Source organism: Streptococcus parasanguinis, from assembly GCF_001073155.1.
Classification (GTDB): Bacteria; Bacillota; Bacilli; order Lactobacillales; family Streptococcaceae; genus Streptococcus; species Streptococcus parasanguinis_D.
The window spans coordinates 1-26,299 of record NZ_JVEE01000039.1 but is presented as its reverse complement, the minus strand read 5'-3'; the positions used below and the strand labels follow the sequence as shown (position 1 = coordinate 26,299).

The following is a 26,299-nucleotide window of genomic DNA, read 5'->3' as shown; positions in this document are numbered from 1 at the left end:
AGGAAAGACAGAAAAAAGATCAGCAGACGGAGTCTAGCTGATCATTTGTAGGCCTTGCTTTTGCGAGGTCTTTTTTGCTGAAAGAAAGAAGAGGATATCAATGGTCAGTGACAGTTGTAAAAAACGCTTTGGCAAAATCATGATGGAGGAGATGGAGCTCGTCGCCCAAGAAGAAATCGCTCCCCGCATCTATTCTATGGTCTTGAAGGGGGAAATGGTGGCGCAGATGCTGCCAGGTCAATTCCTTCATATCCGCGTCCCTGATGGGTCTAAGCTCCTTCGCCGTCCGATTTCAATTTCTGAGATTGACCGTAAGACACAGACTTGCCGCTTGATCTACCGCATCGAAGGTGGGGGGACAGCTCTCTTTTCCCAATTGCCAATCGGTAGCAAACTCAGTGTCATGGGTCCTCAGGGAAATGGTTTTGATCTCACTAATCTCGGTCAAGGTCAGAAAGCCTTGATCATCGGTGGCGGTATCGGTGTTCCTCCTTTGGTCCAAGTGGCCAAACAACTCCATGAGCAAGGGGTGGAAGTTGAAGTGGTTGTCGGCTTTGCGACCAAAGAAGCCGTTATTTTGGAAGAAGAGCTTTCTAAGGTTGCTCATGTCACTGTAACGACAGATGATGGGACTTATGGCACTAAGGGCTATGTCTCTACGGTCATTGATCAGATGGACCAGGAGTTTGACGCTATCTATTCTTGTGGAGCCCCTGGTATGCTCAAATATGTCAATACCAAATTCCATGACCATCCTCGCGCCTATATTTCCATGGAATCGCGTATGGCCTGTGGGATGGGTGCTTGCTATGCCTGTGTGGTGCATTTAGAAAATGAAAGCCAAGCAGCTAATAAGCGCGTGTGTGAAGACGGACCGGTCTTTGAAACCGGTACGATTGTGATGTAGGAGGACCTTATGACAGCAAATCGACTAGCCGTATCCTTACCTGGTTTAGACTTGAAAAACCCGATTATTCCGGCATCTGGCTGTTTTGGTTTTGGTCAGGAATATGCTAAATACTATGACTTAGACCTGCTTGGATCCATCATGATCAAGGCGACAACTGCTGAGGCTCGTTTTGGTAATCCAACGCCCCGTGTCGCTGAGACACCTGCAGGTATGCTCAATGCCATTGGTCTCCAAAATCCAGGGATAGACGTGGTCCTAGCAGAGAAACTCCCTTGGTTGGCTCAGCATTATCCAGATCTACCGATTATTGCCAATGTAGCTGGCTTCTCCAATGAAGAGTATGCAACGGTATCAGGCGAGATCTCGAAAGCGCCAAATGTCAAAGCGATTGAGCTCAATATCTCTTGTCCAAACGTAGACCATGGGAACAACGGCCTTTTAATTGGCCAAGTTCCTGAATTGGCCTATGCGGCTGTGAAAGCAGCTGTAGAAGCGTCCTCCGTCCCTGTCTATGTCAAGTTAACGCCTAGTGTGGCAGACATCACGCAGGTCGCAAAAGCAGCAGAGGATGCAGGGGCGACTGGTTTGACCATGATCAATACCTTGGTCGGCATGCGCTTTGACCTCAAGACTGGTAAGCCCATCATTGCCAATGGAACAGGAGGCATGTCTGGTCCAGCCGTTTTCCCAGTTGCTTTGAAACTCATCCGTCAGGTGGCCCAGTCCACTAAACTTCCGATTATCGGAATGGGAGGTGTGGATTCAGCAGAAGCAGCCATTGAAATGATGATTGCAGGAGCCTCTGCGATTGGAGTTGGAACCGCTAATTTCACCGATCCTTATGCTTGTCCAAGCATCATCGAAGATCTACCACAGGTCATGGATCGCTATGGTATTGACACCCTTGAGAACTTCCGAAAACATGTACGGGAAAATCTACTGTAAATCCTTGACTTTTCCCAAATATCGTACTACAATAAATAAAAACCTTTAAAGCAGTCCAGAGAGGCTCCTAAGGTCTAGACGGTGAATCATGGTAGTTGTTCCTACCTAATTTTCGTGTAACCTTGCCTCGGGCAAGGTTTTTTTGTAGACAAAATGATCAATCAAAAAAGGAGTAATCCATGCGTGAAGAACGTCCTATTATCGCCCTTGACTTCCCAGCTTTCGAGGATGTCAAAAACTTTTTAGAGCATTTTCCAGAAGACGAAAAGTTATTTGTAAAAATTGGAATGGAATTTTTCTATGCAGTTGGTCCTGAAATTGTACATTACCTCAAAGGGCTTGGACACAGTATTTTCCTTGATTTAAAATTACATGATATCCCAAATACAGTCAAATCAGCCATGTCCGTACTGGGGACTTTCGGAGTAGATATGGTGACGGTCCACGCAGCCGGTGGTGTAGAGATGATGCGCGAAGCCAAGGCAGCTCTTGGTGAAGGAGCTAAATTGGTAGCTGTGACCCAGTTGACTTCTACCAGTGAAGAAGACATGCGTGATTGCCAAAACATCCAAACAACGGTCCAAGAATCTGTAGTTAATTATGCTCGCAAGGCACAAGAAGCAGGCTTGGATGGCGTTGTCTGTTCAGCCCATGAAGTAGCCTTGATCAAAGATGCCACTTCATCAGACTTTGTCTGTGTCACACCAGGGATTCGTCCTGCTGGAGCTGAAATCGGCGACCAAAAACGGGTTATGACCCCACAAGAAGCCCATAAAATCGGATCGGACTATATTGTCGTTGGACGTCCAATCATCCAAGCAGAAAACCCATGGGACGCTTACCATGAAATTAAGAGACAGTGGAATAGTTAAGAACGTCTAAGAAGCTATGCTTCAAGACGTTCTACGGAAAGTCCGATGGGATCTTTCCTAAACTATTCACTAACTTAGTTGAAAAAAAATGATCGTTTCTTTCAACTAAGTGTCGGAATTTAAAAAGTCCTATGGGACCTTCCCTAACGCATTCACTAGATTACAGAATAGAAAATGATCGTTTCTCTTCTGTGATCGTCGGAATAATCGGAGTCCGATGGGATCTTCCCGAACTATTCACTAACCTGTAATGTTGTTGTTTAAATCAAAAAAATGATTTAATTCGTATATGATTAAAATCGTAAAAAGGAGTCGTCATGTCATTAGCTAAAGATATTGCTAGCCATCTTTTGAAAATCGAAGCGGTTTATTTGAAACCAGAAGAACCTTTCACTTGGGCATCTGGGATCAAGTCCCCTATTTATACAGATAACCGTGTAACCCTCGCTTATCCTGAAACTCGTACCTTGATCGAAAATGGATTTGTAGATAAAATCAAGGAAGCTTTCCCTGAAGTAGAAGTGATTGCAGGAACTGCAACTGCAGGGATTCCTCACGGAGCCATTATTGCGGATAAGATGAATTTGCCATTTGCCTACATCCGTAGCAAACCAAAAGACCACGGTGCTGGTAATCAAATTGAAGGCCGTGTACCACAAGGTCAAAAGATGGTCGTAGTGGAAGATTTGATTTCTACTGGTGGATCTGTCTTGGATGCTGTCGCAGCTGCCAAGCGTGAAGGGGCGGACGTTCTTGGTGTCGTAGCTATCTTCACCTACCAATTGGAGAAAGCAGATAAGAAATTTGCGGAAGCTGGCGTTCAACTTGAAACCTTGTCTAACTATACAGAATTGATTCATTTGGCAGAAGAACAAGGTTACATCACTTCTGAAGGTTTAGAGTTGTTACACCGTTTCAAGGAAAACCAAGAAACTTGGCAAAATAAATAATATAACTGAAGCGTTTCTAACGCTTCTTTTTTATACTCTTTTCACTAGTTGGTGGTTAACTTGAATCTCAAAGTAAAATCCGGTATGATAGTAGTAATTATTTTTATGGATGAAGGAAAAACTATTTTTAAGGGAGAATAAGATGTCAAAAGAAGATTATTTGCAAATGAAGAAACAGGCTCGGGTCTGGTTTACCGTTAATATCGTCATCAGTTTGATGGCTATTGCGGGAGGAATTTTAGTGGTCATTAGTAAATCACGTCATATCCCATTTTTATTGATGGCCTTGGGGGCACTGACTTTGATGAACCAAGTCTTGGTTACCCCTGCTTTCAACGCCAAAAAAGAAGCTGAGGAAGAACATCCAGACTGGAAAGTCTTGTCTACTAAAGATACTAAAATAACTACGGAGAATCTGCAGAAAGGTTTTTTGGTATCAGCTACGGCTCTTCTGATTGTCATTATTGGCTTCTTCATGTTCTATCGTCCTCTTCCGACAACAGACGCAGGAACTGAAGTGATCAAAACCTATCGCGAGATCCAGTCTGTGCCAGAAAATTCAACAGAAAAAGGATCTAGCACAGTCTCTAATTTAACTCCGAAAGATGTTCAAACCTTACAAGAATTGAAAGAAGAAATCGAATCTAATGTCCCATCAGATTCAAACTCACTGGATATCAACAAAGCAAAAGACCTTGCTGAAAAGGCACAGCAACAAAAATGGTTGAAAAGAGGAGAATAAGATGACTTTTCAAGTGGTTTGAAATCAACTAGTTTATGTGAAAGGGTAAAAAACAAATGACAGTAACAACATTCTGGCTTAGTTTGGGAATCTTGACCCTTGTTTTCTTGATCATGCTGCTTATCTTTTACACCTTGTATCGCCGTGAAATAAAAGTGAAAACAGAATCAACCGCAAAAGTTCTGGGAGAAGTAGTTGCTTTTGATTCCAAAAATCAACTGCTTATTTCTCTGCCTGTGGTGGAGTATCAAGTCGAGGGTGAAAGATACCAAAAGACATTCACCTATACTTATTTTAGGGAGACTTCTTCCAAATCTAGGCAGGCCAATGTTTTCGATAGAACCTATGTTCTTGGAGCCGGCAAAAATCTGGATTTGCAGATGATATTCCCAATCGGGTCTCCCATGACAGTCTTTTATAATCCAGTCGACCCACAGATCGGTTTTGTCGAACGATATGCCGGCTTAGTCGGTTTCTATAAAATCGGAATGATTCTAACGGTTGGGATTTATCTTGTATTATTATGTATTTTAATTCTAGTATTTTAGGTCTGTTAGTTAAGGTTAAGAGTAAAAAATTGCTTCGATAAAATGAGTATGTTTATAAATTACATTTCAGAACAACTTTTCTTTGCACTTTACTGTTGATAGTCAGTCCAAAACAGCAGAAATGCTGTTTTTTTGATATAATGAACCTATGTTATCGAAAAGTAAACGTATTCTATTTGGGATGCTTCATGTTGTCATGTTGCTAGTGATGGTCCACTGGTTCTTGATCAGTGTGACCTATCTGAGAGAGATTTCATGGCTAGCCATTTTAGGTGCTGGATTGCTATTTCTGCTAGCCTGGCTGAAACGCGATGGGCTAAAGAGTGCCTTTGCTTGGTTGACCCGGCATAAAAAAGGCTTCTTGCTTGGAGCGGTTGTCTTTCAGTTGATTGTCATGGTCTGTGCGGAGCTCTTTATCCGTCGGGATGCCGCGGTTGTTTTCAAAGGGGCTTTTGATCTTCTTAAGCAATCCTCTATCACCAACTACCTCAGTCGCAATCCCAATAACATTCCGCTCTTTCTTTACGAGAAGTTTTTCTATGTCTTATTTGGCTCTAGCGGTCTGTGGGTTATGCAGGCTCTCAATATCCTCTATGTCAATCTGGGTGCAGTCCTCTTGTACAAGCTGTCCCAGAAGCATTTCAATCAAAAAACGGCTGATCTGGTCTATCTCCTCTATGTGAGCTTGATCTGTTACTCGCCGTATTTCTATTCCATGTATACAGATATTCCGCCGCTTCCTTTGATCGCTCTTCAGTTATGGTGGGCCTTGGATCTCTTAAAGGAAAACCAAGAAAGCATCTCCTGGAAGAAGATTGTTGGCTTGGGGATCTTATCTGGCGTGACCATGTTGATCCGTCCAACGACCATTATTGTCATGATTGCCTTTTGGGCTATCCTCTTCTTTAGAGGAAACTGGAAGGCCTTTGGCAAGATTGCTACGGTGACAGTGATGATGACGGGCTTTGTCTTTGCTGGATTGAATACAGCGGTCAATCATCAAACAGTTGTGCCGATTCTGAAAGAAGAAGGACTTGCCAAAGGACCACTCTTGTTTATCAATCTGGGCTTGACGGATATGGGGCATAACCAAGAAGATATGAAAGAAGGCTTGCTAGCCTATATTGATGAGGATAAGCGCTCGGATTACAACAATGGCCTCTTTAAAAAAGAAAATGTGATCAAAGAAATCAAACGCCGTCTCAAGGAATACGGACCGTTCGGTTTGATCGGGCATATCTACTACAAGCAATCCTTGACGGTAGCAGAAGGGACCCTCGGTTGGCTTTACCGAGATGTAGAGTATGAGAAGACGCCTTTTATCAATCCTCTCTATGCACCTCTGACTAAAAATAATGGTTTGGCAAAATGGGTGCGGACCTATTTCCTCAGCATTGATCGACCGCAGTACAAGTATTATGAATTTGTCAAGCAGCTGATCTGGATCGTCCTATCGGCTGGTTTGGTTGGAGCTTATCTCAAACGTCGAGATACAGATGATTTTAACTTCCTTTCCTTAGCGGTCTTTGGTGGTTTGCTCTTCTTAACCATCTTTGAAGGTGGGAAAACCCGCTACCTCATCCAATTCTTACCGCAAATTTTACTAGTCGCTTCGATCGGTCTAGCAGGATTTACCAAGAAAGAAAATACATAAAAGCTCTAGCTTGTTTGACAGGCAGAAAAAGAGGTTGGACAAAATTGTCCAGCCTCTTTTTTATCCAGTGGATCTGCGCCAAATGTGGTATAATGGAAGGTAAGAATTTATTGGATAGCGGAGAGTTTCCATGCAGCATTCACCCTGGCATGAAGCCATCAAGTCCCATCTTCCAGAAGGGTATTTTCACCAGATCAATGACTTTATGAATGAAGTCTATAGCAAAGGAGTGGTTTATCCACCGCGTGACAAGGTCTTTAAGGCCTTGCAGACGACAGAGATGGATCAAGTCAAGGTTTTGATCTTAGGCCAAGATCCCTACCATGGACCGGATCAAGCGCAGGGCTTAAGTTTTTCTGTTCCGGATCATGTACCAGCGCCACCTTCTTTGCAAAATATTCTCAAAGAATTGCGCTCAGATATTGGAGAGAAGCGTTCCCATGATCTGACCTCTTGGGCAGAGCAAGGAGTGCTCTTGCTCAATGCCTGCTTGACAGTGCCAGCTGGTCAGGCCAATGGCCATGCAGGACAAATTTGGGAGCCTTTCACAGATGCTGTGATCAAGGTGGTTAATGAGTTGGAGGAGCCTGTTGTCTTTATCCTCTGGGGATCTTATGCCCGTAAGAAAAAGCCGCTGATTACACAAGATCGACATTTGGTCCTTGAATCAGCTCACCCAAGTCCCTTATCGGCCTACCGAGGATTCTTTGGTTCCCAACCCTTTTCAAAAACCAATCAATTTTTGAAAGAGGCGGGACGCGAGCCGATTGATTGGTTAAGATAGGAGAAAGAAATGCCACAATTAGCAACGATTTGTTACATTGACAATGGGAAAGAATTTCTCATGTTGCATCGCAATAAAAAGCCCAATGATGTCCATGAAGGTAAATGGATCGGAGTTGGTGGAAAATTAGAACGCGGGGAAACCCCACAGGAGTGTGCGGCGCGTGAAATTTTTGAGGAGACCGGCCTTAGAGCCAAGCCAGTTTTGAAAGGGATTATTACCTTTCCGGAGTTTACTCCAGATTTGGACTGGTACACCTATGTCTTCAAGGTAACAGATTTTGAGGGAGAACTGATCGAGTGTAACGAAGGGACCTTGGAGTGGGTACCTTATGATCAAGTCCTCTCAAAACCAACCTGGGAAGGGGACCACACCTTTGTTGAGTGGTTGTTGGAGGATAAACCCTTCTTTTCAGCAATGTTTCGCTATGACGGCGACCGCTTGTTAGAGTCGCATGTTGATTTTTATGAATAAAGGAGAATGCAATGGTTGTCATTAAAAATGGTCGCGTAATGGATCCCAAGACTGGCTTGGATCAAGTCTGTGATCTTCGCATTGAAGGAAAGAAAATTGTAGAGATCGCTGAGAACCTCCGAACGGATGGACAAGAGGTCCTTGATGCCTCAGGTCTAGTGGTAGCTCCTGGTTTGATCGATGTGCACGTGCATTTTCGTGAACCTGGCCAAACCCATAAAGAAGATATCCATACGGGTGCTTTAGCAGCAGCTGCGGGTGGGTTTACCCGAGTGGTTATGATGGCCAATACCAATCCGACCATTTCAGATATTGCTACCTTAGAGGAGGTCTTAGCTTCTGCAGCCAAGGAAAATCTCCACATTCATACAGTTGCGACGGTGACCAAGAATTTTGACGGTCAACACCTGACAGATTTTGAAGGCCTGCTTAAGGCTGGTGCGGCTGGTTTTTCAGATGATGGGATTCCCCTTCAAAGCACCAAGGTTGTCCGCCAAGCCTTGGAAGAAGCTAAGCGTCTAGGAACCTTTATTAGTCTGCATGAAGAAGACCCTGAGTTGAATGGCATCCTTGGGTTGAATGAAAACATTGCCAAGGAACATTTTCATGTTTGTGGGGCGACGGGTGTAGCTGAATACTCAATGGCAGCGCGGGATGCCATGATTGCCCATGCGACAGGTGCTCACCTCCATATCCAACACCTTTCTAAGGAAGAAAGTGTCAAGGTTGTGGAATTTGCCCAAGGATTAGGAGCTCATGTGACGGCAGAAGTGGCACCTCAACACTTTTCGAAAACAGAAAGTCTGCTCTTGACTAAAGGAAGCAATGCCAAGATGAACCCACCTCTTCGCTTGGAATCAGATCGTCTAGCAGTGATTGAAGGCTTGAAGTCAGGCGTCATCTCCGTGATTGCGACGGACCACGCGCCTCACCATGCGGATGAGAAGAATGTTCCTGATATTACCAAGGCACCATCTGGAATGACCGGTCTTGAAACCTCGCTTTCTCTTGGTTTGACCTACTTGGTCCATGCAGGACATTTGAGCCTCATGCAATTGCTTGAAAAGATGTCCTATAATCCAGCACGTCTCTATGATTTTGATGCCGGATATATTGCTGTGGATGGACCAGCAGATTTGACCCTCTTTGATCCGGAAGCAGATCGTCTGGTATCGGATCATTTCGCTTCAAAAGCTGGAAATTCACCATTTGTGGGTGAAACATTAAAAGGGAAAGTTGCTTATACTATCTGTGATGGACAAGTGATTTTTCAAGGATAAGCGATCGTATTCATATGAATCTTAAAAAAATGATGCAAGGCTTGGTTTTCTTTTTAACCAGCCTTCTTGTCTTTGTCTTTCTATTTCGTGCTTTGCTACCAACTGCGTCTCCTCGTATGACCAAGCCCAAAACGGCTGCGAAAGAAATCACCTATACTTATGTAGCTCTAGGAGATTCACTGACCAAAGGTGTTGGAGATAGCACCAAACAAGGGGGCTTCGTGCCTATTCTTGCCCAAAGTCTGTCCAATGAAAATGACGGCCAGTACCAGCCTGTCAACTATGGTGTAGCTGGAAATACAAGTGCTCAGATTTTAGATCGACTCAAGGAGCAAACAGACCTTCAGAAGGATCTCAAGAAGGCGCATGTCATGACCTTAACGGTTGGCGGAAATGATCTACGCAAAGTCGTTGTCGATCATCTGAGTGATTTTTCTCTATCAGATATCCAAAAACCGCTCAAGAATTATACAGTAAACCTCAAAGAAATTATCACAAAAGCAAGAAAGGACAATCCCCATCTTCCTATTTATGTAGTGGGGATCTACAATCCTCTTTACCTGAATTTTCCTGAATTAACCAGTATTCAGACGGCTGTAGATCGTTGGAATGAGACGACAGAAGAAACCATCGCGCAATTTGATCAGGTCTATTTCGTTCCTATCAATGATCTGCTATATAAAGGAATTGATGGCAAAATGGGCGTGTCAGAAATTAGTGACGGAAAGACAACCGTTATCAATGATGCCCTGTATGAGGAGGATAGTTTTCACCCCAACAATACGGGCTATGAAAAGATAAAACAAGCAATATTGGAGAAAATCAATGCCACGAAGAAAACTTGGACTCAAAAATAATCCCATCAAAGAGAAGATTCCCTTCCTTCAAAAAATTAATATTTGGAAATGGTTGTTTTTAGGCTTAGTCAGCCTTCTCTTAGCCTTCGCTTTAGTCGTGCAAGGACGCTTAGCAACGCCAAGAGAAGATGTTAGCCAGCTCCATCAAGCAGTTGGCACCAAAGATGTCAAAGTTGGAACTATGACAACGACTCGTGATCAACTCAATGATACCATCAAATCGCTTCTGAAAAAATATAAGCTGTCCGACTACAAGGTCTATGCAGATAATCAGCAAATCCTCTTAGAGGGACAGTTGAGTCTCTTAGGAAAGGACTATCCCTTATATATTTACTTTCAACCATCCAAGTTGGAAAACGGGAATATTCTCTTAACAGTAAAGGATTTTTCAGTCGGAACTTTTCAAATTCCACAAAAAATGGTTTTGCGGCTTTTAAGCAAAAATAAAAATATCCCAGATTTTATCCAGATTTCGCCAAAAGAGTCTACCATCACCATTGTATTACCTGAAATTGATAATGACTTTGGAATCTATGTCAAGGCCAATACCATTGACCTCTATAATGACAAGATCGTTTTTGATTTGTATCAGAAGAAGTAGAGTAACAGGGTCTATTCAGATTGATGGAAAATTGTATTTTACATAAAACAACTAGAATGATGCTGAAAATAAAAACGATAGTTACTATTAGGCTTATTCAATAAATATTGAAACTTTCCGCCGTGAGAAAAGTGCTAGAAACACTTTTGTTTCTAGCACTCGGGAGTTTTGGAACCTTAGGTCCAAAACTAAGTCATGGAACTTCTTTGAAGTTCGCTGACGTCCGTCTTCACCTAAGGAAAGTTTCTAAGATGACTTTATCTTCAATCTAACTAGAACTGAAAGCTCTATTTTGTTTCTATTCAAAAAATTCAGAATATTGTAGAAAATTCTTGACATTGCTTTTTCCCTATGCTAAAATACTAAACAAGACATTGAACAAAGGAGAAAGTCAAACATGAAAACAGCTAAGTTTATTCAATTTGCTTTGTTGTTGAGGTATAAGGGCTAGTGCAGAAGCATTAGTCCTGTTTGGCTTACCAAGCGGGCAAAAACATCTCGCTTGGTTAACCGAGTGAGATGTTTTTCTTTATATCCACTACATAGAAATGAGGAGACCCTATGCGTAAAGTTGAATTTTTAGATACCAGCCTTCGGGATGGCGAACAGACTCCGGGAGTTAATTTCTCTATCAAAGAAAAGATTGCCATTGCAAAACAATTGGAAAAATGGGGTATTTCTGCTATTGAAGCAGGTTTTCCTGCAGCAAGTCCGGATTCCTTCACAGCTGTACAGGAAATTGCAAAGGTCTTAACCAAGACAGCTGTAACTGGCCTAGCTCGTTCTGTCAAATCAGATATTGATGCTTGTTATGAAGCCTTAAAGGATGCCAAGTATCCGCAAGTTCACGTCTTTATCGCAACCAGTCCGATTCACCGTGAGTTTAAACTCAACAAGACCAAGGAAGAAATTCTTGAAGCGATCAAAGAGCACGTTTCTTACGCTCGCTCAAAATTTGAGATTGTGGAATTCTCTCCAGAAGATGCGACACGAACCGAATTGGATTTCCTCTTGCAAGTCGTTCAGACTGCGGTCGATGCGGGGGCTAGCTACATCAATATTCCTGATACAGTCGGTTTCACAACACCAGCAGAGTATGGCGCGATTTTCAAATACTTGATCGACCATGTCAAGACGGACCGCAAGATTATCTATTCACCTCATTGCCATGATGATCTAGGAATGGCAGTAGCGAATAGCCTCGCTGCTGTCAAAAATGGGGCCCGCCGTGTGGAAGGGACCATCAATGGGATTGGTGAACGGGCTGGAAATGCAGCGCTTGAAGAAGTAGCGGTCGCTCTTAATATTCGCGAAGACTATTACCAGGTGGAGAGTCCGATTGTGCTCAATGAAACCATCAATACTTCTGAGTTGGTTTCTCGTTACTCTGGGATTCCAATTCCTAAAAACAAGGCGGTTGTTGGTGGCAATGCCTTCTCACACGAGTCTGGGATTCACCAAGATGGGGTCCTTAAAAACCCGCTTACCTATGAAATCATCACGCCTGAGTTGGTGGGTGTCAAGAGCAATAGCCTCCCTCTTGGAAAATTGTCCGGTCGCCATGCCTTTGTCGAAAAACTGCATGAGTTGGGACTGGATTTCACAGAAGAAGACATCAAGCAATTATTTGCTAAATTCAAATCTTTGGCAGACAAGAAACACGAAATCACAGATGCCGATATCCGCGCCCTTGTTGCCGGTACTGCAGTGGAAAATCCAGAAGGATTCCAATTTAATGACCTCCGCTTGACAACCAACGCAGACGAAACGATTACAGCAGCAGTTAGCCTCAGCAATGAAGAAGGGGAAGTGCTTGAATTCCTTGCCAATGGTCAAGGGTCGGTTGAAGCCATCTTTAATGCGATTGATAAATTCTTCAACCAAACCGTTCGCTTGACCTCTTACAATATCGATGCAGTGACAGATGGGATCGACGCCCAAGCCCGTGTCTTGGTATCGGTGGAAAATGTCGATACAGATACGATCTTCAATGCCTCTGGTTTGGATTTTGACGTATTGAAGGCATCTGCTATTGCTTATATCAATGCCAATACGCTGGTTCAAAAAGAGAATGCGGGTGAGATGGGACGAGCTGTCTCCTACCGTGATCTTCCACAAGCCTAAGAGGAAATGAACATGACAAAGAAAATTGTAACACTTGCAGGAGATGGGATTGGCCCTGAGATCATGGCAGCTGGACTAGAGGTTCTCGCAGCCGTTGCTCCAAAAATTGGCTTTGATTATAGCCTAGAAGACAAACCTTTTGGGGGTGCTGGGATTGATGCTGCTGGTCACCCACTTCCCCAAGATACCCTAAAAGCAGCTAAAGGAGCGGATGCTATTCTTCTCGCAGCCATCGGGAGTCCTGAGTATGACCATGCTCCTGTTCGTCCAGAACAAGGGTTGCTCGCTATTCGCAAGGAATTAAATCTTTTTGCAAATATTCGCCCTGTACGGATTTTTGATGCCTTGAAACACCTGTCTCCTTTGAAACCAGAGCGTATCGAGGGTGTCGACTTCGTGGTTGTACGTGAATTGACAGGTGGGATTTACTTTGGAGAGCATATTTTGAAAGAAGATACAGCGCGCGATATCAATGATTACAGCGCAGAAGAAATCCGTCGGATTATGCGCCAAGCCTTCAAGATTGCGCAAGGACGTGGCAAGAAAGTGACCAGTATCGATAAGCAAAATGTCCTTGCAACGTCTAAATTATGGCGCCAAGTAGCAGAAGAAGTTGCCAAAGAATTTCCAGATGTGACCTTAGAGCACCAGCTTGTCGATAGTGCGGCTATGATCATGATTACCAATCCAGCACGCTTTGATGTCGTCGTAACAGAGAATTTATTTGGAGATATCTTATCGGACGAATCGAGTGTCCTTCCTGGAACACTAGGCGTGATGCCGTCTGCCAGTCATTCTGACAAAGGACCAAGTATGTATGAACCGATTCATGGTTCAGCACCAGATATTGCTGGTCAGGGTATTGCCAATCCGATTTCTATGATCCTCTCTGTTTCCATGATGCTCCGAGACAGTTTTGGAGAAACAGCAGGTGCAGAAATGATTGAAGAAGCGGTCAATCAAACCTTGAATCAGGGGATTTTAACCCGAGATCTAGGTGGTCAGGCTTCGACTGCAGAGATGACAGCAGCTATCATAAGGAATCTCTAAGATGACTTGGAGAGATCGCTGTTTAATGGTCATTGCTCTTTGGAATGGTATGGTCTTTCTGACCTATGGTTTAGATAAACGAAAAGCTATCCAAAACAGGTGGCGGATTCCTGAAAAGGTCCTGTTACTCGAGAGCTGGCTGCTTGGTGGATTTGGAGCTCTACTAGGTGGATATCTCTTTCACCACAAGGTGCGGAAATGGTATTTTCAAGCCACCTGGTGGGGCAGTAGTCTTCTTTTAGCAGGTGCCCTCTTTCTAATCCTTCAATGGATTTCCTAACAAGAAGATAAATGGAGAAAGACGATGAGTGGAAAATCTATCTTTGATAAACTTTGGGACCGCCACGTGATTACAGGAGTGGAAGGGCAACCCCAACTCATGTATGTGGACCAACACTACATCCACGAAGTGACGAGTCCCCAAGCCTTTCAAGGATTACGGGATGCAGGACGCAAGGTTCGACGACCCGATTTAACCTTTGGAACCTTTGATCACAATGTTCCAACGGTCAATATTTTTGATATTCGAGATGTGATTTCAAAAGCCCAGATTGATAAATTAGCTGAGAATGTGGTGGACTTTGGGATTGATCATGCTGCCCATGGTTCTGCTAAGCAAGGAATCGTTCATATGGTGGGCCCTGAAACCGGTCGGACCCAGCCTGGAAAATTTATTGTCTGTGGAGACAGCCATACCGCAACCCACGGAGCCTTTGGTGCCATTGCCTTTGGGATTGGAACCAGTGAAGTGGAGCATGTCTTTGCCACCCAAACCATCTGGCAAGTCAAACCAAAGAAAATGTTGGTTGAATTCACCGGAACCCCACAAAAAGGGATCTATTCAAAGGATTACATCCTAGCTTTGATAGCGCGCTACGGTGTTGCTTGTGGAGTTGGCTATGTCGTAGAGTATCGGGGAGAAGCAATTGATCGCTTGACCATGGAAGAACGCATGACCATCTGTAACATGTCGATCGAGTTCGGGTCCAAAATGGGGATCATGAATCCAGATGAGACGACCTTTGACTACCTCCGAGGACGCGAATGTGTGCCAGATGATTTTGAGGCTGCAGTAGCTGATTGGAAGACTCTGGTTAGTGATGACGATGCCGTTTATGACAAGGTCATCCGTATGGATGTATCTGAACTAGCTCCGATGGTGACTTGGGGGACCAATCCTTCTATGGGAGTGGACTTTGAAACACCCTTCCCAGAGATTCGGGACATGAATGATGAACGGGCTTATCATTATATGGATTTAGAACCTGGTCAAAAACCAGCAGACATTGAATTGGGCTATATCTTTATCGGTTCCTGTACCAATGCGCGTCTCAGTGATTTAGAGCTGGCAGCCAAGTTTGTGAAAGGTAAAAAAATCGCGCCCAACTTAACAGCCATTGTCGTACCTGGCTCTCGTCCAGTCAAGCAAGCCGCTGAAAAGTTGGGATTGGATCAAATCTTTATGGATGCAGGCTTTGAATGGCGTGATCCAGGTTGCTCGATGTGTCTCGGGATGAACCCAGACAAGGTGCCAGATGGCGTCCACTGTGCCTCTACTAGCAATCGAAACTTTGAAGATCGCCAAGGGTTTGGGGCCAAGACCCATCTCTGTAGCCCTGCTATGGCCGCTGCAGCAGCAATTGCTGGTCGCTTTGTCGATGTGCGCCAATTGCCAGAAGTCGAGTAAAAGGAGGAATCATGGAGAAGTTTACCATTTATACAGGGACAACGGTTCCCTTGATGAACGATAATATCGATACCGACCAAATCCTCCCCAAGCAATTCTTGAAGTTGATTGATAAAAAAGGTTTTGGTAAATACCTCATGTATGCTTGGCGCTACTTGGATGATCAGTATACCGAGGATCCAGATTTTATCTTTAATAAGACAGAATACCGCCAGGCAACTATTTTGATTACTGGTGACAATTTTGGGGCTGGCTCCTCTCGGGAGCACGCAGCTTGGGCTTTGGCAGATTATGGCTTTAAGGTCGTTATCGCTGGATCCTTCGGAGATATTCATTACAATAATGAGCTCAATAATGGCATGCTGCCTATTGTCCAACCACTAGAGGTTCGTCAGAAATTGGCAAGTTTGAAGCCGACAGATGAGGTAACAGTGGATTTGGAAGAGCAGAAGATCATCTCACCTGTTGGAGAGTTTTGCTTTGAGATCGATCAAGATTGGAAGCACAAATTGCTCAATGGGCTGGATGATATCGGAATTACGCTTCAGTACGAAGACTTGATCGCAGCATATGAGAAGAATCGACCAGCTTACTGGCAATCATAAAATTGTATACTTAATTACGAATTTTCTGAAAATATATTGAAATTGAGACTAGTTTTTGATACAATACTAAAAAGAATAGAAAAGGAAAGAGACTTATGACAAAACACATTCAATGGGACGGACAACTTTCACAAGAAGGATTTGATATTTTGAAAGGAGAGGGTGGCTGTATCGTCTGCCCTACAAAAGTTGGCTACATCATCATGACCAGCGACAAGGCTGGATTGGTACGGAAGTTCGAAGCCAAAGAACGCAACCGCAACAAACCAGGTGTTGTTCTTTGTGGAAGCATGGATGAACTCCGCGCTCTTGCTCAATTGAATCCTGAAATCGAAGCCTTCTACCAAAAACATTGGGATGAAGATATCTTGCTTGGTTGTATCCTTCCTTGGCGCGAAGATGCTTATGCAAAATTGCAAGCTTTCGGAGATGGACGTGAAGAACTCATGACAGACGTTCGGGGAACTTCATGCTTTGTCATCAAATTTGGTAAAGCTGGTGAGCAAATCGCCAAAGAAATGTGGGAAAAAGAAGGTAAGATGGTTTACGCTTCTTCAGCCAACCCTTCCGGTAAAGGAAACCGCGGGAAGGTCGAAGGAATCGGTGAACGCATCGAAGGTGCTGTGGACTTGGTCATTGAAGCCGATGATTATGTAGCTTCTATCCAACCAGACAAGACCATTGAAACTCGCTATGAACAAGGCGTAATGGTCTCTATGGTTGATGCCGAAGGAAAACTCATCCCAGAACAAGGAGCTGGTAGCCGTTCTGTCAATACTTGTCCAGTTGTGATCCGTAAAGGATTGGATATCGATAAGATCATGATGCACTTATCTGATCATTTCAACTCTTGGAACTACCGCCAAGGGGAATACTATTAAGAAACAGAAAAAAGCATTCTATTTGGGATGCTCGGATTGAAGACAAAGTTATCTTAGAAACTTTCCTTAGGTGAGTACGGACGTCAGCGAACTTCTACGAAGTTCCATGACTTAGTTTTGGACCTAAGGTTCCAAAACTCCCGTGTGCTAGAAACAATTTTGTTTCTAGCACTTTTCTCACGGCGGAAAGTTTCAGTGTATATTGTATGAACTTGATGATATTTATCATTTTAATTTTTTTCAGCATTCCTTAACCTGTCTTATGTAAAAATCAGATTGTCAAAATTTTAAAGCATTCCATTTGGGATGCTTTTTTTGTGGAAGGATAAAAGATGATATAATGGAGGCAAACAATGTTCCATTAGAAGAGGAGTTAGTATGATCTCCAGAAAAGCGTTTATCGATAAAGCCAATCAGGAAGGTTTTTCCTTCAACATCCAAATCCCATGGTGGACGTACAATAACTTCAAGTCATTAGTTTGGAGAAAAAGGCTCTCTGAGGAGCAACTCTATCAGATCTTTCTTTTACTTTGTAGAGAGGTAGAAGACCGGCAAATGCAAGCGGTAGCGGATAAGAGAAAGTATCAGACCGGATTTTATGTAGCTGTATGCAATGGTCGCGAATTTCGCTTTGAGTTTGCTTTTAAAAAGAACCAAGAACTAAGAGTTTATAATCTATTTGAGACCGTCAATGGTCGCAAGAAACTCACCCTGATGGACCTGCTTGATTACATAATGGATTGACTGTGTATAGAAACAATAAGGGTTCACTACAGATTGATAAAAGAAAGAGTAGTTCTATGATTTCAAGAGATGCATTTTTAGAAAGAATCAACCAAGAGGGATTCTCATTTAGCATTGAAATCCCGCGCAGAAATTTTTCGGATTTTACATCATTAGTTCGGAGAAGAAGAATTTCAGAAGAAGACCTCTATCAGCTGTTTTATAACTATTGTCAAGAACTAGAAAACTGTTTGAAAGAAGCAGGGGAGAAACGACGCTTGCTCTTCAATAAGTTTCCAGTTAGCCCAGTTCATGATAAATATAAAACGAAATTTGATACAGTGGCACCCAACGGACGCGAATTCCGCTTTGAGTTTGTCTTTAGCAATGACAATCGTTTAAAAGTTTATCACATGATCGAAACTGTTAATGGTCGTAAGAAAAAAACTCCTATGGAAATACTGATGGACTTAGTCGATGCTTTATAATGAGGATCTGTTCAAAAGTATAAGGGGGATCCAACCAAAAAGACTAGAGCATGCGCTCTAGTTTTTTGGTTGTTGATGGGTGATGTTTTTTCCCCAAGGGATGAGATTTTCTTTTTTCTCTTTGATCCGTTGGATATTGTCCTTGTGTCGAAGAATGATCAAGGTAGCTAAGGCCAAGACAATGACTGTAAAAAGCGGATCATAGCTGTGCAAGATCCATCCAGTCAAAGGAAGAAGGAGGACCGAAAGAATGGCGAGTAGCGCAACGGTAACACTCGAAAACGAAATCATACTGGTTAAATAAAGGCTAGCTACAAAATAAACAGCTAAAATGAGAAGCAGGATAGGCGAGAAACCAAGTAAGACACCAGCACTCGTCGCCACTGCTTTTCCACCCTTGAATCCAGCAAAAATTGGGAAAGTGTGTCCCAAAACGGCTAAGAGACCAAAGACCATCGGCGAGATCCCCTGAATTCCAAAGAAAGTCGGAAGGAGAACGGCCAAAGTTCCTTTCAAGAAATCAATCGCAAAGACAATGATTCCAGCTTTCTTCCCTAAAATCCGAAAGGTATTGGTCGTTCCAGTATTGCCCGAGCCATGTTCCCGTAAATTAATATGGAAAAAGATTTTCCCAATCCATAATCCCGAAGGAATGGAGCCTAACAGATAGGCTAAAATTAAAACACTTATTTCTTTTATCATACTTTCATTATATCAAAAAGGCATCAATAGAAAAAGAAATTTTTGGAGTTAAAGTGTGACATCTGAAGAAAGTGCCCAGCTAACATTTTTTACTAGGATATGGAAATCTCCATATAAAGAGAAAAAATTTTGCAAAATTTCCTAAAAAACTGTAATATAGAAAAGATGAACAAATAGGAGGTTCCTTGTGGCAAAAAAGGAAATCAATATTAATAATTATAATGACGATGCCATTCAGGTACTAGAAGGGTTGGATGCAGTCCGTAAACGTCCAGGGATGTATATCGGATCGACCGATGGAAATGGCTTGCATCACATGGTCTGGGAGATCGTGGATAATGCGGTCGATGAAGCCTTGTCTGGCTTTGGATCACAAATCGATGTAACGATTAATAAAGATGGTTCGCTATCGGTAGAAGACCAGGGACGTGGGATGCCGACCGGGATGCATGCTATGGGCAAACCAACCGTTGAGGTCATCTTTACCGTCCTCCATGCTGGAGGGAAGTTTGGTCAAGGAGGCTATAAGACATCCGGAGGTCTTCACGGAGTGGGATCTTCTGTCGTCAATGCCCTTTCTAGCTGGCTAGAGGTAGAAATTACTCGTGATGGAGCTGTCTATAAGCAACGTTTTGAAGATGGGGGAAAACCAGTTACAACCCTTGAAAAGATCGGCTCTGCTCCCAAGTCTAAGACAGGGACCAAGGTCACCTTCATGCCAGATCCAACCATCTTTTCAACGACAGATTTCAAATTTAATACCATTGCTGAGCGGATCAAAGAATCAGCCTTCTTGCTGAAGGACGTGACGCTGACGCTGACCGATCTCCGTAAGGAAGAAGACAACCATGTGGCCTTTCATTATGAAAATGGTGTCCAAGATTTCGTAGAGTACTTGAACGAAGACAAGGAAACTTTGACACCTGTTCTCTACTTTAGTGGCGAATCAGATGGTTTTCAGGTAGAAGTGGCCATGCAATACAATGATGGCTACTCAGATAATATCTTGTCCTTCGTTAATAATGTCCGCACCAAAGATGGGGGAACCCACGAGACAGGTCTGAAGACAGCCATTACCAAGGCTATGAACGACTATGCAAGAAAGATAGGACTCCTCAAAGAAAAAGACAAGAATCTGGAAGGATCAGACTACCGTGAAGGTTTGTCTGCTGTTCTCTCGCTCCTGGTTCCAGAGGCCCATTTGCAGTTTGAAGGACAAACCAAAGACAAATTAGGAAGTCCCTTGGCTCGTCCAGTCGTCGATAGCATTGTTTCTGATAAATTGACCTTCTTCCTCATGGAAAATGGAGAATTGGCTTCCAATCTCATTCGTAAGGCTATTAAAGCCCGGGATGCGCGTGAAGCCGCTCGTAAAGCGCGGGATGAAAGCCGAAATGGCAAGAAGAGCAAAAAGGACAAGGGACTTTTGTCTGGTAAATTGACACCAGCCCAGTCTAAAAATCCTAAGAAAAACGAACTTTATCTAGTCGAAGGAGACTCAGCCGGCGGTTCTGCCAAACAAGGACGGGATCGGAAGTTCCAAGCGATTCTTCCCCTTCGTGGGAAGGTGCTCAATACTGAGAAGGCCAATATGAGTGATATCCTCAAAAACGAGGAAATCAACACCATGATCTACACCATCGGTGCTGGAGTTGGGGCAGATTTCTCTGTGGAAGATGCTAACTACGATAAGATCATCATCATGACCGATGCGGATACGGATGGTGCCCACATTCAAACCCTCCTCTTAACCTTCTTCTATCGCTATATGCGCCCTTTGGTAGAAGCAGGGCATGTCTACATTGCACTTCCTCCTCTTTATAAGATGTCGAAAGGCAAAGGCAAGAAAGAAGAAGTAGCCTATGCTTGGACAGATAGCGAATTAGAAGAGTTGCGTCGGACCTTTGGCCGTGGAGCAACCCTTCAACGTTACAAAGGGTTGGGGGAAATGAATGCAGATCAGCTTTGGGAAACGACCATGAATCCAGAAACTCGTACCTTGATCCGTGTTACCATTGATGATTTAGCGCGTGCAGAACGCCGTGTCTCTGTCCTTATGGGAGATAAGGCTGCATCACGTCGTCAATGGATTGAGGATAACGTTAAGTTTACCTTAGAAGAAAATACAGTTTTTTAATCACGTTCTACTATAACGTAAATAAGCTGGGATGTAGAAATGGTAAGGAATCGACATGAGAACTGAAACAGAAATGATGAATCTGATTTTGCAAATAGCTGATACTATAGAAGTAGAAGCAATTGCTTTATCCGGATCACGAACGAATCCTCAGGCACCCAAAGACGAGTTTCAAGATTATGATGTGGTCTATATTGTTGATGATCTAGAAGACCTGATTTCAGATTTATCCTGGTTGGATCAGTACGGAAATCGACTCATCGAACAGCACAACCGACTGGGACATCGTCGTCTGTATCTCATGCTATTTGAAGACGGCAACCGTATCGATTTGACCCTCTGTCCCAAGGAGTATATCCAAGAGTGGGTGGATAGCGAAGCAAATTTTGAAGTTATAAAAGACGACAAAGGCTTGTTTGAAGCCTATCAGCCTAATTCCAAGCGCTATTGGACCGCTCCGCCTACTGAAGAGGAATTTGCAGCCACCTACAATGAATTTTGGTGGGTTTCGGCATATGTTGTCAAAGCCATTCGAAGAAATCAGCTGATCTATGCGACCGACCACCTCTATGGCATTTGTCAGCAAGAATTGCTCAAGGTTTTAGCTTGGCAGGTGACAAGCGATAGGGGAGTAGTTGACATCGGAAAGAACTACAAGTACCTCTTTCACTATCTACCAGCCGGGCAAGAGAAAGAGTTCTCAGCTTTGCTTGATATATCTAGTTTCGATAAAATCATTCAGTCTTTATTTGCTACCATGGGGCTATTCAATCGAGAAGCTCAAATTCTGGCTCAAAAGATGGGATTTGCCTATAATCAGGAAGTGGCTGAGAAGATGATAGCTTATGCTAAAGAGAAACTTTCTAATCGTTAATGAATCTATTTTAAACTAAAAAAAGGATCCTTTGGTTGCTTGTGGTAACCGATTGCCTTTTTCTACAAAAGACTACTCAACATTCTTTGAAAGGAGTTGAACACGCCCTGAGTGCTGTGTGAAAAAGATAAATTTCTTATTTTCACTATGTATTTTACGGGCTTTGTATCTTATGTCTAATATTCAAAATATGTCCTTGGAGGACATCATGGGGGAGCGCTTTGGTCGCTACTCCAAATACATTATTCAAGAACGGGCTCTTCCTGATATTCGGGATGGCTTGAAACCTGTTCAACGGCGGATTCTTTATTCTATGAATAAGGATGGCAATACCCATGACAAAGGCTATCGCAAGTCTGCCAAGTCTGTCGGTAATATCATGGGGAATTTCCACCCTCACGGGGACAGTTCTATCTATGATGCCATGGTCCGCATGTCTCAAGACTGGAAGAACCGCGAGATCCTTGTTGAAATGCACGGAAACAATGGTTCCATGGACGGTGATCCACCTGCGGCCATGCGTTATACCGAGGCGCGTTTATCTGAAATTGCTGGTTATCTTTTGCAAGATATCGAAAAGAACACAGTACCATTTGCCTGGAACTTTGATGATACAGAAAAAGAGCCAACGGTTTTGCCTGCCGCTTTTCCAAATCTCTTGGTCAATGGGGCAACAGGGATTTCAGCTGGTTACGCGACAGATATTCCGCCACACAACCTTGCTGAAGTCATTGATGCCGTGGTCTACATGATCGACCATCCATCTGCCAAGGTAGACAAGCTCATGGAGTTTTTACCTGGACCTGATTTCCCAACGGGTGCCATTATCCAAGGGCGGGATGAGATCAAGAAAGCCTATGAAACCGGTAAGGGCCGGGTTGTTGTTCGCTCTAAAACCGAGATTGAGCAGCTCAAAGGAGGCAAGCAGCAAATCGTGGTTACCGAAATCCCTTATGAGATTAACAAGGCAGTCTTGGTCAAGAAGATCGACGATGTCCGGGTTAACAACAAGGTTGCTGGCATCGCGGAAGTTCGCGATGAGTCTGACCGAGATGGTCTTCGCATTGCGATTGAGCTCAAAAAAGATGCCAATGCAGATTTGATTTTGAACTACTTGTTCAAGTATACGGATTTGCAGGTCAATTACAACTTCAATATGGTGGCGATTGACAATTATACCCCTCGTCAAGTGGGGATCGTACCGATTCTCTCTAGCTACATTGCTCACCGTCGGGATATTATTGTCGCTCGCTCGCGCTTTGATAAGGAAAAGGCAGAACGGCGTCTCCACATCGTAGAGGGCTTGATCCGCGTGATTTCCATCCTCGATGAAGTGATTGCCTTGATTCGTGCTTCTGATAACAAGGCAGATGCTAAAGAAAACCTCAAGGTCAGCTACGATTTCACGGAAGAACAAGCAGAAGCTATTGTTACCTTGCAATTGTACCGCTTGACCAATACCGATATCGTGACCTTGGAAGAAGAGCATGCCAGTCTCAAGGAGCAAATCGCGACCTTGGCAGCCATCATTGGGGACGAACGGACCATGTTCAATCTCATGAAGAAGGAATTGCGTGAAGTCAAGAAGCTCTTTGGTAATCCGCGTCGTAGTGAATTGCAAGACACTGCTAAAACGATTGAGATTGATACAGCCAGTCTCATTGTTGAAGAGGAAACCTTCGTCAGCGTAACCCGTGCTGGATATATCAAACGAACCTCGCCTCGTTCTTTCAATGCCTCAACACTGGAAGAAGTCGGTAAGCGAGACGATGATGAGTTGATTTTTGTAGAGCCTGCTAAGACCACTCAGCACCTCTTACTCTTTACCAACTTGGGGAATGCTATTTATCGACCAATTCATGAATTGACAGATACCAAGTGGAAGGATATCGGAGAGCACCTCAGTCAGACCTTGACCAATTTCGAGCAAGATGAAGAAATTCTCTTTGCGGAGATTGTAGATCAGTTTGAGGGAGTAACCTACTTTGCGGCAACTCAACAAGGACAAATCAAGCGGTTTGAACGCAAGGAATTGAGCCCATGGCGGACCTATCGTTCTAAATCGACTAAGTATGCTAAGCTAAAAGACCAAGACGACCGTATTGTAGCAGTTGCGCCAGTTGTCCTTGAAGACATCATGATTATTACTAAAAATGGGTATGGGTTGCGCTTCAATATTGAGGAGGTCCCTGTCGTAGGAGCCAAAGCAGCAGGGGTCAAAGCCATTAACCTCAAAGACGGAGATCAAGTTGCTGCAGCCTTTAAGTCGACGACTCCAAGCATGTACATTCTGACCCAGCGAGGCAGTCTCAAACGGATGTTACAAGACGATATTCCTGTGACCAGTCGGGCTAAACGGGGACTACAGGTCTTGCGTGAGTTGAAAAATAAACCACACCGCGTCTTCAAGGCAGGTCCAGTCTTCACTGACCAGGGAGATTTTGATCTCTTTACGAGCCAAGAAGAAGTGGCAGTACAAGATCAAATTCTTCAGATCACTTCCACAACAGGTCAGGTGACAGAAGTTGATTTGACACAATTAAGCATTTCTGAAAAAACAAGCAATGGATCCTTTGTCAACGATACCATTTCAGATCAAGAAGTTTTTTCAGCTACTATCAAATAAAAGAAAGCGTCGGTCCATTCTAGGACTGACTTTCTTTGAAAATAAATTTTCTGAAAATTGAAAATTTCGCTTGAAATTCTCATGAAATGGTGTACAATAGTGTACATAGATTGAGAAACTGAATCGACCTGCATCAGATCGACAAGGAATAGAAAAAATTAAAAGGAGCACTATCATGACAGTATCACTTGATTGGGAAAACCTTGGCTTTTCATATATGAAATTACCTTATCGCTATTTGGCACATTATCGCAATGGAGCTTGGGAAAAAGGGGAATTGACAGAAGATGCGACCTTGCATTTGTCCGAATCCTCTCCAAGTTTGCATTACGGTCAGCAAGCCTTTGAAGGGTTAAAAGCCTACCGTACAAAAGACGGAAGTATCCAATTGTTCCGTCCAGATCAAAACGCCAAACGTTTGCAACGCACAGCAGATCGTTTGCTGATGCCTCAAGTACCTGTTGACATGTTTGTGGATGCTTGTAAGGCAGTGGTGAAAGCTAATGAAGAGTATGTTCCACCATATGGTACTGGAGCTACCCTTTACCTTCGTCCACTTTTGATTGGGGTCGGTGATATTATTGGTGTGCATCCAGCAGATGAGTATATCTTTACCATCTTTGCCATGCCTGTCGGTAACTACTTTAAAGGTGGTTTGGTTCCAACGAACTTCTTGATTCAAGACGAGTATGACCGTGCTGCACCACATGGTACAGGGGCTGCAAAAGTTGGAGGGAACTACGCAGCTAGTATGTTGCCAGGTAAGATTGCGCATGATCGTAACTTCTCTGACGTGATTTACCTCGATCCAGCGACGCACACCAAAATTGAAGAAGTTGGTTCTGCAAACTTCTTTGGAATCACTGCTAATAACGAATTTGTGACGCCATTGAGTCCTTCTATCTTGCCATCTATCACCAAGTATTCTTTACTTTACTTGGCAGAACACCGTCTTGGTATGACACCAATTGAAGGGGATGTCTTTATCAATGACTTGGATCGCTTTGTAGAAGCAGGAGCTTGTGGTACCGCAGCTGTCATCTCTCCAATCGGAGGCGTTCAACACGGTGATGACTTCCATGTCTTCTATTCCGAAACAGAAGTAGGTCCTGTCACACGGAAACTCTATGACGAGTTGACTGGTATCCAATTTGGTGATGTCGAAGCGCCAGAAGGATGGATTGTCAAAGTCGATTAAACCGAAAACATCTGAGACAAAAGTGTCCAGGCTTCAATGAGAACAAGTCTTAACGAAGGACGTAGTAGCTAAAGTTTCTCTTCATTCGCTTTTAGGCTCAAAAGAGTGCCGAATGACCTTTTCGGGGGTGGGAAAAAGAAGGAATTTCTAACTAAATTCTTTCTGCCCACTCCCTTTTCTCTTGCGTCATCAAGAGAATTTTTGTAAAATAGAAAAAGTGAAAAGAGGGTTGAAATGAGTAAAAAAGATAAGAAAATTGAGATTCAAATCGTTGATAGTAAAGTAACCGTCGGAAAAGACACTTTTGATGGTTTCACTTTGTCCATTGGAAAGAAAACGATTGGTGAAATTGCAGACATGGCTGGTCAATTTGCCATCATCAAAAATGGAAATGTGGATTCTCTTTACAAAAAACTTGAAAAAGCCGTTGAAATTTTAATAGAAAATTATAATTTGAATAAATAAGGGCTTGCAATCATAGTAAATCAATGGTATAATAGATCCTGTTGATTTATATGGAGAGATAGCGAAGAGGCTAAACGCGGCGGACTGTAAATCCGCTCCTTCGGGTTCGGGGGTTCGAATCC

The 26,299-nt window shown here is 43.4% G+C and carries 26 protein-coding genes; 25 read left to right on the top strand and 1 reads right to left on the bottom strand.

Going from position 1 to position 26,299, the window contains the following annotated elements; all coding sequences use genetic code 11:
* Positions 1–100: 100 nt before the first annotated feature.
* The 20 genes from ADH92_RS06830 to ADH92_RS06735 all read left to right on the top strand — a co-directional run bounded on the left by ADH92_RS06830 (position 101) and on the right by ADH92_RS06735 (position 18,175).
* Positions 101–907 carry a dihydroorotate dehydrogenase electron transfer subunit gene (locus ADH92_RS06830; RefSeq protein ID WP_049497901.1) on the top strand — a complete coding sequence of 269 codons (807 nt, stop codon included), beginning with the start codon at positions 101–103 and terminating at the stop codon, positions 905–907.
* 9 nt (positions 908–916) lie between these two features.
* Positions 917–1,855 (top strand): dihydroorotate dehydrogenase, encoded by a 939-nt coding sequence (locus ADH92_RS06825; RefSeq protein ID WP_049497900.1) that lies wholly within the window; start codon positions 917–919, stop codon positions 1,853–1,855.
* A 179-nt stretch (positions 1,856–2,034) separates the two neighbouring features.
* Positions 2,035–2,727 (top strand): orotidine-5'-phosphate decarboxylase, encoded by a 693-nt coding sequence (pyrF, locus tag ADH92_RS06820; RefSeq protein ID WP_013903499.1) that lies wholly within the window; start codon positions 2,035–2,037, stop codon positions 2,725–2,727.
* 317 nt (positions 2,728–3,044) lie between these two features.
* Positions 3,045–3,677 carry an orotate phosphoribosyltransferase gene (gene pyrE, locus ADH92_RS06815; protein WP_003003338.1) on the top strand — a complete coding sequence of 211 codons (633 nt, stop codon included), beginning with the start codon at positions 3,045–3,047 and terminating at the stop codon, positions 3,675–3,677.
* A 142-nt stretch (positions 3,678–3,819) separates the two neighbouring features.
* Positions 3,820–4,419 carry a hypothetical protein gene (locus ADH92_RS06810; RefSeq protein WP_049497899.1) on the top strand — a complete coding sequence of 200 codons (600 nt, stop codon included), beginning with the start codon at positions 3,820–3,822 and terminating at the stop codon, positions 4,417–4,419.
* 56 nt (positions 4,420–4,475) lie between these two features.
* A complete protein-coding gene (locus ADH92_RS06805; RefSeq protein WP_049497898.1) occupies positions 4,476–4,967 on the top strand; it encodes a DUF3592 domain-containing protein in 492 nt (163 codons plus the stop codon).
* A 148-nt stretch (positions 4,968–5,115) separates the two neighbouring features.
* Positions 5,116–6,621: a glycosyltransferase family 39 protein gene (locus ADH92_RS06800; RefSeq protein ID WP_049497897.1), complete on the top strand. Its 1,506-nt coding sequence runs from the start codon at positions 5,116–5,118 to the stop codon at positions 6,619–6,621.
* Between the two features lie 130 nt (positions 6,622–6,751).
* Positions 6,752–7,405, top strand: a complete 654-nt coding sequence (locus ADH92_RS11030; RefSeq protein WP_021153111.1) for a uracil-DNA glycosylase — start codon at positions 6,752–6,754, stop codon at positions 7,403–7,405.
* A gap of 9 nt (positions 7,406–7,414) precedes the next feature.
* A complete protein-coding gene (locus tag ADH92_RS11025; RefSeq protein ID WP_003003493.1) occupies positions 7,415–7,879 on the top strand; it encodes an NUDIX hydrolase in 465 nt (154 codons plus the stop codon).
* 11 nt (positions 7,880–7,890) lie between these two features.
* The gene (locus tag ADH92_RS06785) at positions 7,891–9,159 is read left to right on the top strand and encodes a dihydroorotase (RefSeq protein ID WP_049497896.1); all 1,269 of its coding nucleotides are present in this window, start codon (positions 7,891–7,893) and stop codon (positions 9,157–9,159) included.
* Positions 9,160–9,173: 14 nt separating this feature from the next.
* Positions 9,174–10,016: an SGNH/GDSL hydrolase family protein gene (locus tag ADH92_RS06780; RefSeq protein ID WP_049497895.1), complete on the top strand. Its 843-nt coding sequence runs from the start codon at positions 9,174–9,176 to the stop codon at positions 10,014–10,016.
* Complete coding sequence (locus ADH92_RS06775) at positions 9,985–10,617, top strand: YpmS family protein (RefSeq protein ID WP_049497894.1); 633 nt, start codon at positions 9,985–9,987, stop codon at positions 10,615–10,617. The genes ADH92_RS06780 and ADH92_RS06775 overlap by 32 nt, the downstream gene beginning before the upstream one ends.
* Before the next feature lie 561 nt (positions 10,618–11,178).
* On the top strand, positions 11,179–12,741 hold the full coding sequence (locus tag ADH92_RS06770; protein WP_049497893.1) for a 2-isopropylmalate synthase: 1,563 nt from the start codon (positions 11,179–11,181) through the stop codon (positions 12,739–12,741).
* Positions 12,742–12,753: 12 nt separating this feature from the next.
* Positions 12,754–13,791, top strand: a complete 1,038-nt coding sequence (gene leuB / locus ADH92_RS06765) for a 3-isopropylmalate dehydrogenase (protein WP_049497892.1) — start codon at positions 12,754–12,756, stop codon at positions 13,789–13,791.
* 1 nt (position 13,792) lies between these two features.
* The gene (locus ADH92_RS06760) at positions 13,793–14,071 is read left to right on the top strand and encodes a DUF1294 domain-containing protein (RefSeq protein ID WP_049497891.1); all 279 of its coding nucleotides are present in this window, start codon (positions 13,793–13,795) and stop codon (positions 14,069–14,071) included.
* 24 nt (positions 14,072–14,095) lie between these two features.
* Entirely contained in the window at positions 14,096–15,478 is a 1,383-nt protein-coding gene (gene leuC, locus ADH92_RS06755; protein WP_049497890.1) for a 3-isopropylmalate dehydratase large subunit, read from the top strand.
* An 11-nt stretch (positions 15,479–15,489) separates the two neighbouring features.
* A complete protein-coding gene (gene leuD / locus ADH92_RS06750; protein WP_049497889.1) occupies positions 15,490–16,083 on the top strand; it encodes a 3-isopropylmalate dehydratase small subunit in 594 nt (197 codons plus the stop codon).
* Between the two features lie 95 nt (positions 16,084–16,178).
* A complete protein-coding gene (locus ADH92_RS06745; RefSeq protein ID WP_049497888.1) occupies positions 16,179–16,964 on the top strand; it encodes an L-threonylcarbamoyladenylate synthase in 786 nt (261 codons plus the stop codon).
* 378 nt (positions 16,965–17,342) lie between these two features.
* A complete protein-coding gene (locus tag ADH92_RS06740; protein ID WP_049497887.1) occupies positions 17,343–17,708 on the top strand; it encodes a hypothetical protein in 366 nt (121 codons plus the stop codon).
* A 56-nt stretch (positions 17,709–17,764) separates the two neighbouring features.
* Complete coding sequence (locus ADH92_RS06735; protein ID WP_049497886.1) at positions 17,765–18,175, top strand: hypothetical protein; 411 nt, start codon at positions 17,765–17,767, stop codon at positions 18,173–18,175.
* 57 nt (positions 18,176–18,232) lie between these two features.
* On the opposite strand, the gene plsY is transcribed toward ADH92_RS06735, so the two are convergent.
* On the bottom strand, positions 18,233–18,877 hold the full coding sequence (gene plsY / locus ADH92_RS06730; protein ID WP_049473029.1) for a glycerol-3-phosphate 1-O-acyltransferase PlsY: 645 nt from the start codon (positions 18,875–18,877) through the stop codon (positions 18,233–18,235).
* A gap of 187 nt (positions 18,878–19,064) precedes the next feature.
* Between plsY and parE the strand changes: the two genes are divergently transcribed.
* The 5 genes from parE to ADH92_RS06705 all read left to right on the top strand — a co-directional run bounded on the left by parE (position 19,065) and on the right by ADH92_RS06705 (position 26,177).
* Positions 19,065–21,014 (top strand): DNA topoisomerase IV subunit B, encoded by a 1,950-nt coding sequence (gene parE / locus ADH92_RS06725; protein ID WP_049497885.1) that lies wholly within the window; start codon positions 19,065–19,067, stop codon positions 21,012–21,014.
* Between the two features lie 55 nt (positions 21,015–21,069).
* The gene (locus ADH92_RS06720) at positions 21,070–21,888 is read left to right on the top strand and encodes an aminoglycoside 6-adenylyltransferase (protein WP_049497884.1); all 819 of its coding nucleotides are present in this window, start codon (positions 21,070–21,072) and stop codon (positions 21,886–21,888) included.
* A gap of 172 nt (positions 21,889–22,060) precedes the next feature.
* Complete coding sequence (parC, locus tag ADH92_RS06715) at positions 22,061–24,514, top strand: DNA topoisomerase IV subunit A (protein WP_049497902.1); 2,454 nt, start codon at positions 22,061–22,063, stop codon at positions 24,512–24,514.
* Positions 24,515–24,689: 175 nt separating this feature from the next.
* A complete protein-coding gene (locus ADH92_RS06710; RefSeq protein WP_049497883.1) occupies positions 24,690–25,712 on the top strand; it encodes a branched-chain amino acid aminotransferase in 1,023 nt (340 codons plus the stop codon).
* Between the two features lie 234 nt (positions 25,713–25,946).
* On the top strand, positions 25,947–26,177 hold the full coding sequence (locus ADH92_RS06705; protein ID WP_003003589.1) for a DUF2969 domain-containing protein: 231 nt from the start codon (positions 25,947–25,949) through the stop codon (positions 26,175–26,177).
* Positions 26,178–26,299: the final 122 nt, after the last annotated feature.

Excerpts from the sequence above, each read along its gene's own strand:
- ADH92_RS06830 (WP_049497901.1), top strand. The coding sequence starts at position 101 with ATGGTCAGTGACAGTTGTAAAAAACGCTTTGGCAAAATCATGATGGAG.
- ADH92_RS06825 (WP_049497900.1), top strand. The coding sequence starts at position 917 with ATGACAGCAAATCGACTAGCCGTATCCTTACCTGGTTTAGACTTGAAA.
- pyrF (WP_013903499.1), top strand. The coding sequence starts at position 2,035 with ATGCGTGAAGAACGTCCTATTATCGCCCTTGACTTCCCAGCTTTCGAG.
- pyrE (WP_003003338.1), top strand. The coding sequence starts at position 3,045 with ATGTCATTAGCTAAAGATATTGCTAGCCATCTTTTGAAAATCGAAGCG.
- ADH92_RS06810 (WP_049497899.1), top strand. The coding sequence starts at position 3,820 with ATGTCAAAAGAAGATTATTTGCAAATGAAGAAACAGGCTCGGGTCTGG.
- ADH92_RS06805 (WP_049497898.1), top strand. The coding sequence starts at position 4,476 with ATGACAGTAACAACATTCTGGCTTAGTTTGGGAATCTTGACCCTTGTT.
- ADH92_RS06800 (WP_049497897.1), top strand. The coding sequence starts at position 5,116 with ATGTTATCGAAAAGTAAACGTATTCTATTTGGGATGCTTCATGTTGTC.
- ADH92_RS11030 (WP_021153111.1), top strand. The coding sequence starts at position 6,752 with ATGCAGCATTCACCCTGGCATGAAGCCATCAAGTCCCATCTTCCAGAA.
- ADH92_RS11025 (WP_003003493.1), top strand. The coding sequence starts at position 7,415 with ATGCCACAATTAGCAACGATTTGTTACATTGACAATGGGAAAGAATTT.
- ADH92_RS06785 (WP_049497896.1), top strand. The coding sequence starts at position 7,891 with ATGGTTGTCATTAAAAATGGTCGCGTAATGGATCCCAAGACTGGCTTG.
- ADH92_RS06780 (WP_049497895.1), top strand. The coding sequence starts at position 9,174 with ATGAATCTTAAAAAAATGATGCAAGGCTTGGTTTTCTTTTTAACCAGC.
- ADH92_RS06775 (WP_049497894.1), top strand. The coding sequence starts at position 9,985 with ATGCCACGAAGAAAACTTGGACTCAAAAATAATCCCATCAAAGAGAAG.
- ADH92_RS06770 (WP_049497893.1), top strand. The coding sequence starts at position 11,179 with ATGCGTAAAGTTGAATTTTTAGATACCAGCCTTCGGGATGGCGAACAG.
- leuB (WP_049497892.1), top strand. The coding sequence starts at position 12,754 with ATGACAAAGAAAATTGTAACACTTGCAGGAGATGGGATTGGCCCTGAG.
- ADH92_RS06760 (WP_049497891.1), top strand. The coding sequence starts at position 13,793 with ATGACTTGGAGAGATCGCTGTTTAATGGTCATTGCTCTTTGGAATGGT.
- leuC (WP_049497890.1), top strand. The coding sequence starts at position 14,096 with ATGAGTGGAAAATCTATCTTTGATAAACTTTGGGACCGCCACGTGATT.
- leuD (WP_049497889.1), top strand. The coding sequence starts at position 15,490 with ATGGAGAAGTTTACCATTTATACAGGGACAACGGTTCCCTTGATGAAC.
- ADH92_RS06745 (WP_049497888.1), top strand. The coding sequence starts at position 16,179 with ATGACAAAACACATTCAATGGGACGGACAACTTTCACAAGAAGGATTT.
- ADH92_RS06740 (WP_049497887.1), top strand. The coding sequence starts at position 17,343 with ATGATCTCCAGAAAAGCGTTTATCGATAAAGCCAATCAGGAAGGTTTT.
- ADH92_RS06735 (WP_049497886.1), top strand. The coding sequence starts at position 17,765 with ATGATTTCAAGAGATGCATTTTTAGAAAGAATCAACCAAGAGGGATTC.
- plsY (WP_049473029.1), bottom strand. The coding sequence starts at position 18,877 with ATGATAAAAGAAATAAGTGTTTTAATTTTAGCCTATCTGTTAGGCTCC.
- ADH92_RS06720 (WP_049497884.1), top strand. The coding sequence starts at position 21,070 with ATGAGAACTGAAACAGAAATGATGAATCTGATTTTGCAAATAGCTGAT.
- parC (WP_049497902.1), top strand. The coding sequence starts at position 22,061 with ATGTCTAATATTCAAAATATGTCCTTGGAGGACATCATGGGGGAGCGC.
- ADH92_RS06710 (WP_049497883.1), top strand. The coding sequence starts at position 24,690 with ATGACAGTATCACTTGATTGGGAAAACCTTGGCTTTTCATATATGAAA.
- ADH92_RS06705 (WP_003003589.1), top strand. The coding sequence starts at position 25,947 with ATGAGTAAAAAAGATAAGAAAATTGAGATTCAAATCGTTGATAGTAAA.